We start from the raw sequence: 15,792 nt of genomic DNA, 5'->3' as shown, positions 1-15,792 counted from the left end.
TCCTGCCATGCCCGGCTTGGCACGCCCGGCGGCGGCAGGTATCGCCATCTGCCCCCATGACCGCCCGCGCGCTACATGTTAGGATGGGCGCAATTCAAATTATCCCGATCACCGGACCGGACATGTCATTGCGGCTGCAGCACAATTGGAACCGGCTCCTGGCCGAAACGCTCTTCTGGGGCGTGACCCTGGCGCTGCTGCTGGAAGATGATGTGGCAATGCTGGCCGTCATGTTCAGTTGATCGCGACGCACTCCGCCCTATGGACGTACCGTTTTTTTCATCCTCCGTCTTGCGCGCACCGGCAAGCCTGGCTATCGCAGTGGCACTGGCCGGCACGGCACTGCCGGCCCATGCCGAATGGTCGCCGCTGGGCGACAACAACATCGGCAGCTTCTTCGTCGACAAGAACAGCATCGTCGCCACCCGCAGCATCCGCCAGGCGCAGATCCTGTTGAACTGGCGCCGCCCCCAGCTGCTGATGGGCCAAGGCAGCAAGACCTACTACACGTCGGAAATCTCGACCGCCTACTTCGACTGCAGCAACCACCAGCTCGGCTTCGGCAGCCGCAAGATGTATGCGCAACCGGACGGCCAGGGAACCTTGCTGCTGGCGCCGCAACTGTCCTATGCGGACGTCAGGCTGCAAGACCCGATTCCGGGCTCCACCGGCGAACGCGCCATCGACGCCGTCTGCGGCAAATAAGCCCTCCCGGTAAGCCCTCCTCTTCCCGGCCCTGCTTTCCCGCCCCGGATCCCGGGCGGCTCTCACACCTTCATGGGCAGGATCACCATCTGCAAGCCGTCGAAATGCAGCCGCCGCTGCACCGCCAGCGCCGCCTGGTTGTGCAGCAGGCGGATGAACCAGTTGTCTTGCTCGAAGACCAGCTTGCTGGTGAAAAAGATGGCGTTGGGATATTCCTTGCTGATCTCATAGCAAAGCCGGGTCACTTCCTGCACGGCATCGGTGCCGAAGCCCAGACGAGATGCCGAAGCCAGGCCGTGGCTACGGCAGAAATCGACGAAGAACTGCAGCGTCGCATCGGCCTCGGCGCGCATTTGCTCGACCGCGCCCTCTCCGCCATAGGCATGCGAATCCACCGTGCGGGCATTGACGAAGATGAAGTTCTTGAAATGCTCCGGGAACATGCGCTGCACCCACAGCAGCGCATGCAAGCCGCCGCCGCGCGAGGTGCCGACGATGAATACCGCGGTCTGCTGCGATGGATCCGGCAGGATCTCCCCCAAGTGCGGGCCGAAGGGCTGGTTGGCGAAGATCTGGTCGACGGTGCGGATGGCCAGTTTGGTGTCGCGGTAATGGTTGCGGATATAGATGCACAGCGCCGACATGGCGGCGATGATCACCGCCGTGGCCCAACCGCCGTCGAACAATTTTTCCACCACCAGCACGCACAGGATGGCGGAACAGATCACAAAACCGGCCAGGGACAGCAGGAAGCGCCGCTTCCAGTGGTCGAGCTGCCGGCGGCGGCGCCACCAATAGCGACACAGGCCGAACAGCGAAATGGCGAAGGTCAGGAACACCGAGATCGAATACAGCACGATCAGGAGCGTCACGCTGCCCTGCGTCCAGAACAGGATCACCAGCGCCGCCACGCCCATCACCAGGATGCCGTTCTGCGTCACCAGGCGGGTGGAGAGATAGCGGAATTTGTGCGGCACCCAGGAATCGGCCGCCATATTGGACAGCACCGCCGGCCCGCCCAGGAAACCGGTATTGGCCGCCACGAACAGCAGCCCGGCCTCAAACGCCAGCACCACCATCAGCATCAGGTCGTTGACCCATTTGGCTTCGATGCCGAGGCTGCCGATGATGATGCGGAAGGTCGAGGCATTGAGGGTCTGGCCGTCCACATGGCGGGCGTCCCACAGCAGGTAGAGCAGGAAGATGCCGCCGGCGGTGAAGGCCAGCGACAAAGCCATGTAGATCATGGTCACCTTGCCGGTGCGCACGCGCGGCTCGGCCAGCATGTTGACGTTGTTGGAGACGGCCTCCAGCCCGGTGTAAGTGCCGCCGCCCTGCGAATAGGCCAGCAGCAGCATGGCCGCCACGCCCGACCAGCCGATATGCTGGGCCAGCTCGCCGGTATCAGCCAGCGTGCCGGGAATCAGCGAAGGGAAATGCGCCGCATGCGCGAAGATGCCGTACAGGATCAGCAGCAGATGGGTCGCCACGAAGCCGAGGAAGATCGGCAGCAGCACCCGGATCGCCTCCTTCAAGCCGCGCAGGTTGAGCACGATCAGGATACCGATGCAGATCGCCTCCAGCCACAGCTTGTAAGGCTGGAAACCCAGCGGCAACATGGATGCCAGCGCATCGACGCCGGAAGCGATCGAAATGGCGATGGTCAACACATAATCGAGGATCAGCGCCACCCCCGACACCAGGCCGAGATAAGGCCCCACCAGCTTGGTGGCGACGCGATAGCCGCCGCCCCCGGTCGGGAACAGTTCGATCACCTGGTTATAGGCCAGCGCGATAATGAACACGGTCAGCGCGGTAGCGAGCGCCAGATAGAGGCCAAGGTGGGTGTGCTCGCCCAATGCGCGGAAACTCTCCTCGGGCCCATAGGCGGAAGACGACAACCCGTCCGCCCCCAGCCCGACCCAGGCCAGGAAAGCCACCAGCGCCAGCGAATGACGGGTTTCGCTCTTGAGGGGATCGAGCGCTTTCCCGATCACTATTTCACGAATCTTCAACGGCTTCATTACTTGAGGCTGGCGATGCGAAATCGCACCGCCGTCTGTTTCTCCAACCCGCCATGATACCCGCTTCCCGTTTTTGGGACTTGCCCGCGAATTCAAAATCCGTCATAATCTCGCGCTTGCGTTGCCGGGATGGCGGAATAGGTAGACGCACGGGACTCAAAATCCCGCGCCGCAAGGCGTGCCGGTTCGATTCCGGCTCCCGGCACCAGGAATCATTGAAAAAAGCTCCTTATTCTCTGGATAGGAGCTTTTCGTTTTTTCGGGCGGTTGTATTGATCACGTCCCTGTGTTCGAGACAGAACAGCCTCCGCTACGGCTACTCAGTCCCCTCCCAAGTTGTACTTCTTGATCTTGTCGTACAACGTCTTCTTGGGAATGCCCAGGTGCTGCGCCGCCAGCGCCACGCTGCCGCCGGTTTCCCTCAGGGCGAAGGCAATCATTCCTGCTTCGAAATTCTCGACCTGCTGCGGCAATGAAATGCCTTCCGGCGGCGCTTCCCGCACCGGCCCCGCTTCGCTCACCCCCAGCACCCAGCGATCGGCGAAATTGCGCAGTTCGCGCACATTGCCCGGCCACTCGCGCTGCTGCCATTGCTGCATCTGCGCCGCGCTCCAGGGCGGCACATCGCGCCGGTAACGCACGGCCGCAGCCTGGCAGAAGTGCGCCAGCAGCAAGGGGATGTCGCTGCCGCGCTGGTTCAGCGTGGGCAGGTCGATGGCGACCACGCCGATGCGGTAATACAGGTCTTCGCGGAACTCGCCGCGCGCGCTCATTTGCAGCAGGTCGGCCTTGCTGGCCGCCACCACGCGGCAGTCGATGACCACCGATTCGTTGCCGCCCAGGCGCTCCAGCCGGCGCTCCTGCAGCACGCGCAGGAGCTTGACCTGCATGGCCAGCGGCATGCTTTCGATCTCGTCCAGGAACAGCGTGCCGCCGTTGGCGTATTCCAGCTTGCCGATGCGGCGTTTCTGCGCGCCGGTGAAGGCGCCGGCCTCGTGGCCGAAGATCTCGCTTTCGAAGACGGTCTCCGGCAGCGCGCCACAGTTGAGCGCGACAAACGTCCCCTTGCGGCCGCTGGCCGCATGCAGTTGGCGCGCCACCACTTCCTTGCCGGTGCCGGTCTGGCCGTTGATCAGCACATCGACATCGGCCGGCCCGAGGCTGCCAATCAGCGTGCGCACGCGTTCGATGGCCGCCGATTGCCCCACCAGCGGCGGCAGTTCGGGATGGCTGGCCCAGGCTTCGCGCAGCTTGCGGTTTTCCAGCACCAGGCGGCGCTTTTCCTGCGCGCGCGCCGCCACTTCCAGCAGGCGGTCGGAGGCGAAAGGTTTTTCGATGAAGTCGTAGGCGCCGGCGCGCATCGCATCCACCGCCGTGCCGACGTCGCCATGGCCGGTGACCACGATCACCGGAATGTCGGCATCGACGCCCACCGCATGCTCCAGCAGCGCCAACCCGGAGATTCCCGGCAGGCGCACATCGGTCACCAGGATGCCGTTGAAGTCGCGCGTGAGCAGCGGCAGGGCTTCTTCCGCGCTGGCCCAGGCGCTGACGGAAAAACCGCCCAATTCCAGCGTCTGCGCGGTGGCGCGGCGCACCGCCTGCTCATCCTCGACCAGGATGGCTGTGCCGTTGTTGGCGTTGTTGGCGTTGTTGGCGTTGTTGATGTCGTCGGTGTTTGGATGCATGGTGTCAGCCGTTGTTTTGCAGCGGCAGGCGCACGATGAATTCGGCTCCGCCCTGCTCGTGGTTATGCGCGGCGAGCTGGCCGTTCATCGCCTGCACGATGGACGAGGAAATCGCCAGCCCCAGGCCCAGCCCCTTGCTGGACGACTTGGTGGTAAAGAAAGGCTCGAACAGGTGCGGCGCCACTTCATCGGGAATGCCGGCGCCCGAGTCGCGGATGCGCACCACGGCCTGCCCGTCCTCCACGTCCAGGGTCACATTGACCTGCTTGCGCGGCGCGTCTTCGACCGCATCCAGCGCATTGCGCAGCAGGTTGATCAAGACCTGTTCGGTGCGCACTCCGTCGCCGGTGATGCTGGCCGGCCGGCGGATGTCGATGGCGATGCCCGCGCCGTGGTGCTGGAACTCGCTGCCCAGCAACAGCACCGCCGCCTCGATGGCCCGGCGCAAATCCACCGTCGCCACCAGGTCGCCGCTCTTGCGGGCGAAACCCTTCAGCTGGGCGATGATCTTGCCCATGTGGGCGCTGGCGTTGCTGATGTGTTCCAGGTTTTCCGCCGCCTGCGCGGTCTGGCCGCGCGCCAGGAACTTCACCGAATTGTCGGCGAAGGCGCGGATGGCCGCCAGCGGCTGGTTCAATTCATGCGTCACGCCGGCGGCCATCTGGCCCAGCATGGCCAGCTTGCCGGCCTGCACCAGTTCGTTCTGGGTGGTGCGCAAAAGCGTCTCAGTCTGCTGCAGTTTGTCGTACTTGGCGGCGATGGCCTGGTTGGCGGCGGTCAGCTCGCGGGTGCGCTGGGCGATGCGCAGGTCCAGTTCCTCGGCCGCGCGCCGCAGGGCATCGCGCGACTCCAGCCGTTCCTGCACGCGGCGCCGGTGCTGGTACCAGGCCAGCAACGAGATCGCCAGCGCCACCATGAACAAGGCCGCGGCCAGCGTCGCCAGCGTTGCCGAGCGCACCATGCGCGCACGCGAGGGGTACAGCATCAGCTCCCAACCGAGCTTGGCGACGGGCCGCGCCACATGCTCGCCGAAGCCGCGCTGCAAGGCCTTGGGCAAGGCCGTCACCGGCGCGATGGGCAGGTCGGCGTACTGGTGCGTGCCCTCCAGCTCGCGCTGCATGGGCGCGCTCAGCGGCTTGAGGCTGTGGTATTTCCACTCCGGGCGATTGCTGAGGAAGACCACGCCGCTGGCATCGGTCAGGGCGATCGGGTCGTCGCTGCTGCTCCAGGTATGTTCGAATTCGGCCAGGTCGACCTTGACCACCATCACGCCGATCGGCGCATCGCCCGCGACCTGGTCCTGGCTGCGGTAGATCGGCTGCGCAATGAAGTAACCCGGTTCGCTGGAGATGTTGCCGATGCCATAGAAACGCCCCGCCCTCCCTTGCACGGCCTCGCGGAAATAGGGACGGAAGCCGAAGTCGCGGCCGACGAAACTGAATTCCTCGTCCCAGTTGCTGGAGGCCAGCGTCATGCCGGCGGCATTGAGCATGAAGATGTGCACGGCGCGCGACTGGCGCTGGATGATCTTGAAGGCGCGGTTGAGCCGGTCGACTGCGGCGGCGTCCTCGGGGTGCCGCAGCACCCGGCGCACGTCGGCCTGGAAACCGAGAGCGAATGGCAGGGTTTCGTATTTCTGCAGGATGGATTCCAGGTCCATGGCCACGATCTGCAGTTGCGCCGAGCCCAGGCTGTTCTGGTCGGCGGCGGCCTTGCGCAGGCTGAGCTGGTAGGTGACGCCGCATACGGCCAGCGTCGCCGCGATGAAGGCCAGGAACAGCAGCAGGTTTCTTCTTGCTCTCATGCGCTCGGATGGGTGGGGAGGGGAAGCGGCGGACGCCCGCCATCGCGCGGGTTCCAGATGCGACGCGGCGCCCGAAGGCGCCGCGTCCAGCCGTAGTGCAAGCGTAATGATAGCGCGGATGGGGCCCCCGATCATCTGCCCGCATCCGCCGCTGCGCGGCGCTCAGGCCGGCTTGTGCGCCGCGGCGCCGCCCGCGGCCTTGCCGGCATCGGCCTCGTCGTCCATGAACACGTCCTCATTGAGGTGGCCGTCGCGCTGCGGATCGGGCATGCGCAGGCTCACGATCAGGGCTACCAGGCACAGTGCGCTCACATACCAGTAGAACGCCGACTCCACGCCGACCGACTTCAGCGAGAGCGCGACGAACTCGGCCGAACCGCCGAAGATCGCATTGCCCACGGCGTATGACAGGCCCACGCCCAGGGCGCGCACTTCGGCCGGGAACATCTCGGCCTTGATCAGGCCGCTGATGGAGGTATAGAAGCTGACGATGGTCAATGCCAGAACCGCCAGGCCGAACGCCGCATAGGGGCTGCTGACGTCCTTGAGCAGGTGCAGGATGGGGACGGTGCACAGCATGCCCAGGATGGAAAAGCACAGCATGGAATTGCGGCGGCCGATCTTGTCGGACAAGGCGCCGAAGATGGGCTGCAAGATCATGTAGACGAGCAGCGCGCCGGTCATCACGCCATTGGCCAGCTTGGGATCCATGCCGGCAGTGTTGACCAGGTACTTCTGCATGTAGGTGGTGAAGGTGTAGAACATCAGCGAGCCGCCGGCGGTGAAACCGACCACATTGATGAAGGCGCGCTTGTGCTGCAGCAGGCCCTTCAGGGTGCCGGCGTCCTTCTTCTTGCGGGCATCGGCCGTGGAGGTCTCGGCCAGCGAGCGGCGCAGGTACATCGCCACCAGCGCGCCCAGGGCGCCCAGCACGAACGGCACGCGCCAGCCCCAGGCCATCAGTTCTTCCCTGGTCAGCCACAGCTGCATGCCGAACAGCACCAGCACCGCCAGCAGTTGGCCGCCGATCAGCGTCACATACTGGAAGGACGCCAGGAAACCGCGGCGGCCATTGGGCGCCACTTCGCTCATGTAGGTAGCCGAGGTGCCGTACTCGCCGCCCACCGAGAGTCCCTGGAACAGGCGCGCCACCAGCAGCAGCGCCGGCGCCCAGGCGCCGATGGCGGCATAGGTCGGCATCACCGCCACGGCCAGCGAGCCGCCGCACATCATCAGCACCGAAATCAGCATGGACGTCTTGCGGCCATGCTTGTCGGCGATGCGGCCGAACAGCCAGCCGCCGATCGGGCGCATCAGGAAACCGGCGGCGAACACGCCGGCGGTATTGAGCAATTGCGAGGTCGGGTCGCCCGTGGGGAAGAAGGCCGGGGCGAAATAGATCGCGCAGAAGGAATAGACGTAGAAGTCGAACCATTCGACCAGGTTGCCTGATGACGCGCCGAGGATGGCGAAGATGCGCTTGCGGTATTCCGCCCGGCTCAATTGCTGTTTGCCGCTCATGGAGATCTCCTGTTGTCGCCGCCCCTTCCTGTCCGGTGCGACGTGTTGTGTGTGCCCTCGCCCATCCGGCGCCGGATGGCCGCAGCGGATGCGTTGTCGAAGACGATGAAATGGGGGAGAAGACGCGACGCTAATGCGCGTGCGAAAGAATGGCCTGCATCGTGTCTGCCTCCGCCTGCTTTGTTGATGTATTGCAGGCTTCGTGCCAGAAGAAGGCTGGCTGGAGCGGATTGCCAAGCCACTGTTTTAAAAGGTTTTTCCAGGAAAGACGTTTTCCTGCGGCGCAACAATCGTGCGGATGCCCGGAATGCTGCAAAGCGGTGTTTGCGGGATTCCATCCAGATATGTTGCGGCGGCTACGCGGGAGGAAATACGAACCGATCGGCCATTTCCTGAATCTGGCTAACGTCGACGGCATAGAAACAATCAAACAATCGGACCAAAAAGAAAAACGGCGCGTGTCTTTCGACATGCACCGCTTTTCTGGTACTGCTGTTTGCCTGTACGGCTGCCGGTCAACGCTCCGACAACGCGTCCATCACGCACAGCGCCGTCATGTTGATGATGCGGCGAACCGTTGCCGACGGCGTCAGGATATGAACCGGCTTGGCGCAACCCAGCAGGATGGGGCCGATCGCCACGCCGTTGCCCGATGCGGTCTTCAACAGGTTGTAGGCGATGTTGGCCGCGTCGATATTGGGCATGACCAGCAGGTTGGCATCGCCCTTCAGCGGCGAGTCGGGGATCGCGGCGTTGAGCAGCTTGCTGTCGAGCGCGGTGTCGCCATGCATTTCGCCGTCCACTTCCAGGTCCGGCGCCATTTCACGGAGGATGGACAGCGCCTCGCGCATCTTGCGGGCCGATTCGCTGTTGCTGGAACCGAAGTTCGAATGCGACAGCAGCGCGGCGCGCGGATGCAGGCCGAAGCGGCGCATTTCCTCGGCGGCCAGGATGGTGATCTCGGCCAGCTCGTGCGCGTTCGGGTTCTCGTTGACGTGCGTGTCGACCAGCACCAGCTGGCGGTTCGGCAGGATCACGGCGTTCATGGCCGCGTACACGTTCACGCCTTCGCGCTTGCCCAGCACCTGGTCGATATAGTGCAGGTGCAGCTGGGTGGTGCCGTAGGTGCCGCAGATCATGCCGTCGGCGTCGCCCTTGTGGATCGCCATGGCGCCGATCAGGGTGTGGCGGCGACGCATTTCCAGCTTGGCGTACTGCTCGGTGACGCCCTTGCGGCGCGACATTTCCAGGAAACTCTGCCAGTAATCGCGGTAGCGGTTGTCGAAGTTGGGGTTGATGACCTCGAAGTCGGCGCCGGCACGCAGGCGCAGGCCGAACTTCTTGATGCGCTGTTCCAGCACTTCCGGGCGGCCCACCAGGATCGGCTTGGCCAGGTTTTCATCGACGATCACCTGTACCGCGCGCAGCACGCGCTCTTCTTCGCCTTCGGCGTAGACGATGCGCTTCTTGGCTTCGGCGGCCTTCTTGGCGACCTGGAAGATCGGGCGCATGAAGGTGCCGCTGTGGTAGACGAACTGCTCCAGCTTCTCGATGTAGGCGCCCATGTCCTGGATCGGACGGGCGGCCACGCCGGAAGCCTCGGCGGCGCGCGCGACGGCCGGCGCGATCTTGATCATCAGGCGCGGGTCGAACGGCTTGGGAATGATGTATTCCGGGCCGAAGGACAGGTTGGTCACGCCGTAGGTGGCGGCCACGATGTCGGACTGCTCGGCCTGCGCCAGCTCGGCGATGGCGTTCACGGTGGCGATTTCCATCTCGCGGGTGATGGTGGTCGCGCCCGAATCCAGCGCGCCGCGGAAGATGTACGGGAAGCACAGCACGTTGTTGACCTGGTTCGGATAGTCCGAACGGCCGGTGGCGATGATGGCGTCGTCGCGCACCGCCTTGACGTCTTCCGGCAGGATTTCCGGGGTCGGGTTGGCCAGCGCCAGCACCAGCGGACGCGGCGCCATCTTCTTGACCATGTCTTGCTTCAACACGCCACCGGCGGACACGCCGAGGAAAATGTCGGCGTCGGGGATGACGTCAGCAAGAGTGCGGGCATCGGTTTCGCGGGCGAAACGCTCCTTGTCCGGATCCATCAGTTCGGTGCGGCCCTTGTAGACCACGCCGGCCAGGTCGGTGACGTAGATGTTCTCGATCGGGAAACCGAGGTCGACGATCAGGTCCAGGCAGGCCAGCGCGGCCGCGCCGGCGCCGGAGACCACCAGCTTGACTTCCTTGATGTTCTTGCCGACCACCTTCAGGCCGTTCAGGATGGCCGCGCCGACGATGATGGCGGTGCCGTGCTGGTCATCGTGGAAGACCGGGATCTTCATCCGCTCGCGCAGCTTGCGCTCGATGTAGAAGCACTCGGGCGCCTTGATGTCTTCCAGGTTGATGCCGCCGAAGGTCGGCTCCAGGGCCGCGATCACGTCGATCAGCTTGTCCGGGTCGTTTTCATTGACTTCGATGTCGAACACATCGATGCCGGCGAACTTCTTGAACAGCACGCCCTTGCCTTCCATCACCGGCTTGGAAGCCAACGGGCCGATGTTGCCCAGGCCCAGCACGGCGGTGCCGTTGCTGATGACGGCCACCAGGTTGCCGCGGGCGGTGTATTTGAATGCGTTGGCCGGGTCGGCCACGATTTCTTCGCAAGCCGCGGCCACGCCGGGAGAATACGCCAGGGAGAGATCACGCTGGTTGGTCAGCAGCTTGGTGGGAGTGACGCTGATCTTGCCCGGTGTCGGAAACTCGTGGTACTCCAGCGCTGCCTGACGAAGTTGCTGACGCACTTCTTCTTTCTTACTGATCATCGAATCCATAACTCTGTATTCTCTATGTTGACTTGCGAAGACCGTCGATTCTAGCAGAGGTCGGCCTCCAATCATAGGCCGCCGATTTCATGCTGCCCCGCGCAAAGCCAGTCCGGAACAGGCTTTGCGGCGTTTCATCGGCGGCGCGTGATGTCCGCGAACATGCCCCTTCGCGGTGCAGTTGACGACTGTTAGTGACGTGATGGGCACACGTTGCGCGCAGCTTGGCAATGGCGAATCTTTACTCGCCTGCGCCGGCCGGGAAGGACCTTGTGGAAAGTCCTTAGCGGCCGGCGGCGCTGGCCGGCAAGGCTTTTGGCCCGGCCGCAGCGGTGCGCGGGAACGGAGGCGATGCGCCGGCGCCCTGCCGCCCATCCTTTTCCCGGCATCGATTTGCGTCGCCGCCACCCCATTCCAGGACGCATGGGCAACGCGCCCTTTCAGTGCATTCGCTGCAGCGCAGCATCCGATTCCCCGCCTTATCCGGCGTATTCATGAACATGGCGGCGAACGCCGATATTGTCCTCCAGAAGCGATGACAGATTAGTTACAATCGCCTCATGCTCTCCGAATTCGAACTTATTGCGCGCTATTTCAGCCGCCCGCTCGCTCCCGACAGCCGCACGGCGCTCGGGGTCGGCGACGATTGCGCGCTGATGACGCCGGCGCCGGGCATGCAACTGGCCATCTCCAGCGACATGCTGGTGGCCGGCCGCCATTTCTTCCCCGATGCCGATCCGCTGGCGCTGGGCCACAAATGCCTGGCGGTCAACCTGTCCGACCTGGCGGCGATGGGCGCCAAGCCGATCGCCTTCACCCTGGCGCTGGCCCTGCCCGCGGCCGATCCCGAATGGCTGGCGCCGTTCGCCAACGGCATGCTGGCGCTGGCCGACCGCCACGGCTGCGAGCTGATCGGCGGCGACACCACCAAGGGGCCGCTGACCATCAGCATCACCGTGTTCGGCGAAGTGCCTCCGCAACAGGCGCTGCGGCGCGATGCGGCCCGCGCCGGCGACGATATCTGGGTTTCCGGCTCGCTGGGCGATGCGCGCCTGGCGCTGGCCGGCTACCGCAACGAACTCGCGCTGTCCGACCATGAACTGCTGCAGGCGGCGCCGCGCATGCACGAGCCCACGCCGCGCGTGGAACTGGGCATCGCGCTGCGCGGCATCGCGCACGCCGCCATCGATATCTCCGACGGCCTGGCCGGCGACCTCGGCCACATCCTGCAACGCTCCAACCTCGGCGCCACGCTGGACGCCGATGCCCTGCCGCCCGGCAATGTGCTGCAGCAGCGCGAGCTCGAACTGCGGCGCCGCTTCACGCTCAGCGGCGGCGACGACTACGAACTCTGCTTCACCGCCCCGGTGCGCCTGCGCCATGCCGTGCAAAAGGCGGCCCATGCGGCCGGCGTCGAAGTCGCCCGCGTCGGCACGATGGAGCATGCCCCCGGCCTGCGCATCGTCGATGCCGGCGGCGAACCGCTACAGCTGGAGCTCGGCTCCTTCGACCATTTCCGCTCATGAACCCAGACCTTTCCGCCCCTCCCGCCCCTTCCACCGACGCGCCGGCCAACAAGAAGCGCCGCGCCAACGCCCAGTTCATGCTGGCCCATCCGGCGCACTGGATCGCGCAGGGCTTCGGCAGCGGCCTCTCGCCCATCATGCCGGGCACCGCCGGCACGCTGTTCGCCTGGCTCTCCTATGCCGTGCTTTCCGCACGCTGGCCGCATGTGTTTACCGCCGCCAACTGGCTGGCCATCATCGTGGCCGGTTTCGTGATCGGCATCTGGGCCTGCCATCGCACCGGACGCGCGCTCAACTCGCCCGATGACGGCAGCATGGTGTGGGACGAGATCATCGCCTTCTGGCTGGTGCTGGTGCTGGTGACGCCGGCCAGCGCCAAGGCGCAGTTCGCGGCGTTTGTCGTGTTCCGCTTCTTCGACATGGTCAAGCCGCCGCCGATCGCCTGGTTCGACCGCCGCTTCAAGGGCGGCTTCGGGGTGATGTGGGATGACATCGTGGCGGCCTTCTATACGCTGCTGGTGTTCGCCTTCTGGCGCGTCTACGCCTGACCTGCGAAACACCGTCGATATTCCGGTTCAAGAATCGCGAAGACGGGAGTATCCTGTCCCTGCATGCACATGATCAACCGACCGCGGCCGTTGGCAGCGGCCGACGCTACAGCCAAGGATGACACTCATGGACACCACGATTGACTTAGCCACACGCGTAGGCCAGGCCTTGAAGGCCAAGAACCTGCTGTTAGCCACCGCCGAATCGTGTACCGGAGGCGGCATCGCGCACGCCATCACGGAAATCGCCGGCTCCTCCGAATGGTTCGACTGCGGTTTCGTGACCTATTCCAACGCCTCCAAGAATGAGCTGCTGGATATCCCGGAAGCCATGATCGCGCTGCACGGCGCCGTCAGCGAGGAGATCGCCGGCGCCATGGCCGAAGGCGCGTTGGCCAACAGCAGCTCGGATGTGGCCGTCTCCACCACCGGCATCGCCGGCCCCGGCGGCGCGGTGCCGGGCAAGCCGGTGGGCACCGTCTGCTTCGGCTGGCGGTTGGGCGACAAGACTTATACCGAGCGCCTGGTGTTTGCGGGCGACCGGCAAGCGGTGCGCGAGCAGACCGTGGTGCATTCGCTCAAGGGATTGCTGAAGCTGCTGGCCGATTGAGTCAACCGCAACGAAACAGGCGGCGCTCCATGCCATGGAGGCGCCGCCTGTTTTCATTTCGGCCCGCCATGCGACTGGCGGGCCGGTCTATATTCAACGTCAACGGTATTTGTTGATCGCGTCGCGCGTTTCCAGCGCCACGCGGCGCGCCGCCGCGGTGAAATCTTCGCCGGCTTGCGGCTGGGCGTACAAAATGGCGCGCGAGGAATTGATCATCATGCCGGCGCCGGCCGCAGTCCGGCCGGCCTTGACCGTGGCTTCGACATCGCCGCCCTGGGCGCCCACGCCCGGCACCAACAGCGGCATGTCGCCGATGATGGCGCGCACCTGCGCCAGTTCCTGCGGGAAGGTGGCGCCCACCACCAGGCCGCACTGGCCGTTGGTGTTCCACTTCTCGGCCACCAGGCGCGCCACATGCTGGTACAGCGGCTTGCCTTCGACTTCCAGGAATTGCAGGTCGGAACCGCCCGCGTTCGACGTGCGGCACAGCACGATCACGCCACGGTCTTTCCACTCCAGGTAAGGCGCGACCGAATCCCAGCCCATGTAGGGGCTGACGGTGACCACGTCGGCGTTGTAGCGCTCGAAGGCTTCGCGCGCATACTGCTCGGCGGTGGCGCCGATGTCGCCGCGCTTGGCGTCCAGCACCAGCGGGATGTCGGGGTAATGGCGGCGGATGTAGGAGCAGATCTGCTCCAGCTGGTCTTCCGCGCCCAGCGCGGCAAAATAGGCGATCTGCGGCTTGAAGGCGCAGGCGGCGTCGGCGGTAGCGTCGACAATGGCGCGGCAGAACTCGAAAATCGCGTCCGACTTGCCGCGCAATTCTTCGGGGATCTTCTTGACGTCGGGGTCCAGGCCGACGCACAGCAGGGAATTACGCGATTTCCACGCGCCGTTTAACTTGTCGATGAATGTCACGGTGGTGCCTTAATATGCAAAGATGCGCTATTGTACCGCTGGCACCGGAAAAACCTCGTTTTCTCCCGCTTTTTCAAGGCTTTTCGGGCGGGAAAATCAGGGGGAAAAGAGACTTGGAATACGGTATCCCGGTCGCACACGCTTTATTTTTCTTACGAGGAACACAACATGAAAAAATGGTTTGCATGGCTGGCCACCGCTTTCCTGGCCCTGGCGCTGTCGGGTTGCGGCTATAACGACTTCCAGGCCAAGGACGAAGCCACCAAGGCCGCCTGGGGCGAAGTCGTCAACCAGTACCAGCGCCGCGCCGACCTGATTCCCAACCTCGTCAATACCGTCAAGGGCTATGCCGCGCACGAGAAAGACACGCTGGAAGCCGTGACCCAGGCGCGCGCCGCCGCCACCAGCTTCCAGATCACGCCCGAGGTGCTGAACAACCCCGAAGCCTTCGCCAAGTTCCAGCAGGTGCAGGGCCAGCTGTCGTCGGCGCTGTCGCGCCTGATGGCGGTGTCGGAGAACTATCCGCAACTGAAGGCCGACACCAGTTTCCGCGACCTGCAATCGCAACTGGAAGGCACCGAGAACCGCATCACCGTGGCCCGCCAGCGCTACATCGCCGCGGTCCAGGAATACAACATCCTGGCGCGCAGCTTCCCCAGCAACATCACCGCCAAGATCTTCGGCTATCCGGTCAAGCCTTCCTTCACGGTGGAAAACGAGAAGGCCATCTCGACCGCCCCCACCGTCAACTTCGGCAAATAAGCCTGAACCCGGGCATCGCCGATGCGTCAATTCCTCCTGCGACTCCAACTGCTGCTGGCCCTACTGCCCGTCCTGGGCGGTGCGGCCGCGGCCGAGGATTTCGTCCCCGTTCCGCAGCTATCCGGCCACGTAGTCGATCAGGTGCACATGCTGGACGAGCAGCAGCGCGCCGCGCTGGACAGCGTGCTGGCCGAGTACGAAACCCGCACCGGCAGCCAGATCGCGGTGCTGCTGATGGCCTCCACCGCGCCGGAAGCCATCGAGCAATACAGCATCCGCGTGGGCGAAGCCTGGAAGCTCGGCCGCAAGGGCGTGGACGACGGCGTGATCCTGGTGGTCGCCAAGGACAACCCCAAGGCGCTGCGCCGCCTGCGCATCGAGGCCGGGCGCGGCGTGCAAGGCAGCCTGACCGATGCGCAGTCCAAACGCATCCTGGAAGACGTGATCGCCCCGCACTTCCGCCAGAACGATTTCTACGGCGGGCTGGCGGCCGGCGTGTCGGCCATCGCCAGCCTGCTCGACCAGGAAAAGCTGCCGGCCGCGCAGCGCCATGCCCAAACGGCGCAGGATGATGGCGGCGGCTGGGTGACGCTGATTGTGGTGCTGCTGTTCCTGTTCATTTTCTTCGCCATGCTGCTCAAGTCGCGCCGCAATGCGCGCGACAACCTCAATCGCAACGACTGGGGCCGCGGCGCCAGCGCCGGCGCCGGGGTGATCATCGGCAGCATCCTGGAACAGGTCGCGCGCAACGCCGCTTCCGGCCGTTCAGGCGGGTTCCGCAGTCCCGGCGGCTTTTCATCCGGAGGCGATTCGTTCTCGGGCGGCGGCGGCACATTCGACGGCGGCGGCGCCTCGGGGGATTGGTGA

At 64.6% G+C, this 15,792-nt stretch carries 14 protein-coding genes and 1 tRNA gene; 8 read left to right on the top strand and 7 right to left on the bottom strand.

From position 1 onward, the window contains the following. Positions 1-56 precede the first annotated feature (56 nt). Together AC07N6_RS00185 and AC07N6_RS00180 are read left to right on the top strand one after the other, a co-directional pair. Positions 57-242 carry a hypothetical protein gene (locus tag AC07N6_RS00185; protein WP_494780314.1) on the top strand — a complete coding sequence of 62 codons (186 nt, stop codon included), beginning with the start codon at positions 57-59 and terminating at the stop codon, positions 240-242. Between the two features lie 19 nt (positions 243-261). Beyond that, on the top strand, positions 262-705 hold the full coding sequence (locus tag AC07N6_RS00180; protein ID WP_494780313.1) for a surface-adhesin E family protein: 444 nt from the start codon (positions 262-264) through the stop codon (positions 703-705). A 62-nt stretch (positions 706-767) separates the two neighbouring features. On the opposite strand, the gene AC07N6_RS00175 is transcribed toward AC07N6_RS00180, so the two are convergent. Next, complete coding sequence (locus AC07N6_RS00175) at positions 768-2,729, bottom strand: APC family permease (RefSeq protein WP_494780312.1); 1,962 nt, start codon at positions 2,727-2,729, stop codon at positions 768-770. Positions 2,730-2,852: 123 nt separating this feature from the next. Between AC07N6_RS00175 and AC07N6_RS00170 the strand changes: the two genes are divergently transcribed. Next, positions 2,853-2,937 (top strand) — tRNA-Leu (locus AC07N6_RS00170). A 112-nt stretch (positions 2,938-3,049) separates the two neighbouring features. Here AC07N6_RS00170 and AC07N6_RS00165 read toward each other — a convergent pair. From AC07N6_RS00165 to AC07N6_RS00145, 5 genes are all read right to left on the bottom strand, one after another. Beyond that, positions 3,050-4,417 (bottom strand): sigma-54-dependent transcriptional regulator, encoded by a 1,368-nt coding sequence (locus AC07N6_RS00165; protein WP_494780311.1) that lies wholly within the window; start codon positions 4,415-4,417, stop codon positions 3,050-3,052. A 4-nt stretch (positions 4,418-4,421) separates the two neighbouring features. Then, a complete protein-coding gene (locus AC07N6_RS00160; protein WP_494780310.1) occupies positions 4,422-6,221 on the bottom strand; it encodes a sensor histidine kinase in 1,800 nt (599 codons plus the stop codon). A gap of 162 nt (positions 6,222-6,383) precedes the next feature. Further along, complete coding sequence (locus tag AC07N6_RS00155; protein ID WP_494780308.1) at positions 6,384-7,742, bottom strand: MFS family transporter; 1,359 nt, start codon at positions 7,740-7,742, stop codon at positions 6,384-6,386. A 130-nt stretch (positions 7,743-7,872) separates the two neighbouring features. Further along, positions 7,873-8,214, bottom strand: coding sequence for a hypothetical protein (locus AC07N6_RS00150; protein WP_494780307.1), 342 nt, complete (start codon positions 8,212-8,214; stop codon positions 7,873-7,875). Positions 8,215-8,257: 43 nt separating this feature from the next. Further along, positions 8,258-10,570, bottom strand: a complete 2,313-nt coding sequence (locus tag AC07N6_RS00145) for an NADP-dependent malic enzyme (protein ID WP_494780306.1) — start codon at positions 10,568-10,570, stop codon at positions 8,258-8,260. Between the two features lie 551 nt (positions 10,571-11,121). On the opposite strand from AC07N6_RS00145, the gene thiL reads away from it, so the two are divergent. The 3 genes from thiL to AC07N6_RS00130 all read left to right on the top strand — a co-directional run bounded on the left by thiL (position 11,122) and on the right by AC07N6_RS00130 (position 13,245). Continuing rightward, the gene (gene thiL, locus AC07N6_RS00140; RefSeq protein ID WP_494780305.1) at positions 11,122-12,087 is read left to right on the top strand and encodes a thiamine-phosphate kinase; all 966 of its coding nucleotides are present in this window, start codon (positions 11,122-11,124) and stop codon (positions 12,085-12,087) included. After that, positions 12,084-12,635 (top strand): phosphatidylglycerophosphatase A family protein, encoded by a 552-nt coding sequence (locus AC07N6_RS00135; protein WP_494780304.1) that lies wholly within the window; start codon positions 12,084-12,086, stop codon positions 12,633-12,635. The genes thiL and AC07N6_RS00135 overlap by 4 nt, the downstream gene beginning before the upstream one ends. A gap of 127 nt (positions 12,636-12,762) precedes the next feature. Beyond that, positions 12,763-13,245, top strand: coding sequence for a CinA family protein (locus AC07N6_RS00130; RefSeq protein ID WP_494780303.1), 483 nt, complete (start codon positions 12,763-12,765; stop codon positions 13,243-13,245). A 99-nt stretch (positions 13,246-13,344) separates the two neighbouring features. On the opposite strand, the gene pyrF is transcribed toward AC07N6_RS00130, so the two are convergent. Beyond that, positions 13,345-14,163, bottom strand: coding sequence for an orotidine-5'-phosphate decarboxylase (gene pyrF / locus AC07N6_RS00125; RefSeq protein WP_494780301.1), 819 nt, complete (start codon positions 14,161-14,163; stop codon positions 13,345-13,347). 168 nt (positions 14,164-14,331) lie between these two features. On the opposite strand from pyrF, the gene AC07N6_RS00120 reads away from it, so the two are divergent. Beyond that, positions 14,332-14,925, top strand: coding sequence for a LemA family protein (locus AC07N6_RS00120; protein ID WP_141912483.1), 594 nt, complete (start codon positions 14,332-14,334; stop codon positions 14,923-14,925). A gap of 21 nt (positions 14,926-14,946) precedes the next feature. Then, the gene (locus AC07N6_RS00115; protein ID WP_494780300.1) at positions 14,947-15,792 is read left to right on the top strand and encodes a TPM domain-containing protein; all 846 of its coding nucleotides are present in this window, start codon (positions 14,947-14,949) and stop codon (positions 15,790-15,792) included.

It is taken from the genome of Herbaspirillum sp. GW821-FHT09A12, assembly GCF_059418325.1.
Note: the sequence above shows the minus strand (reverse complement) of the source record. Positions and strands in the feature narration are given on the sequence as shown.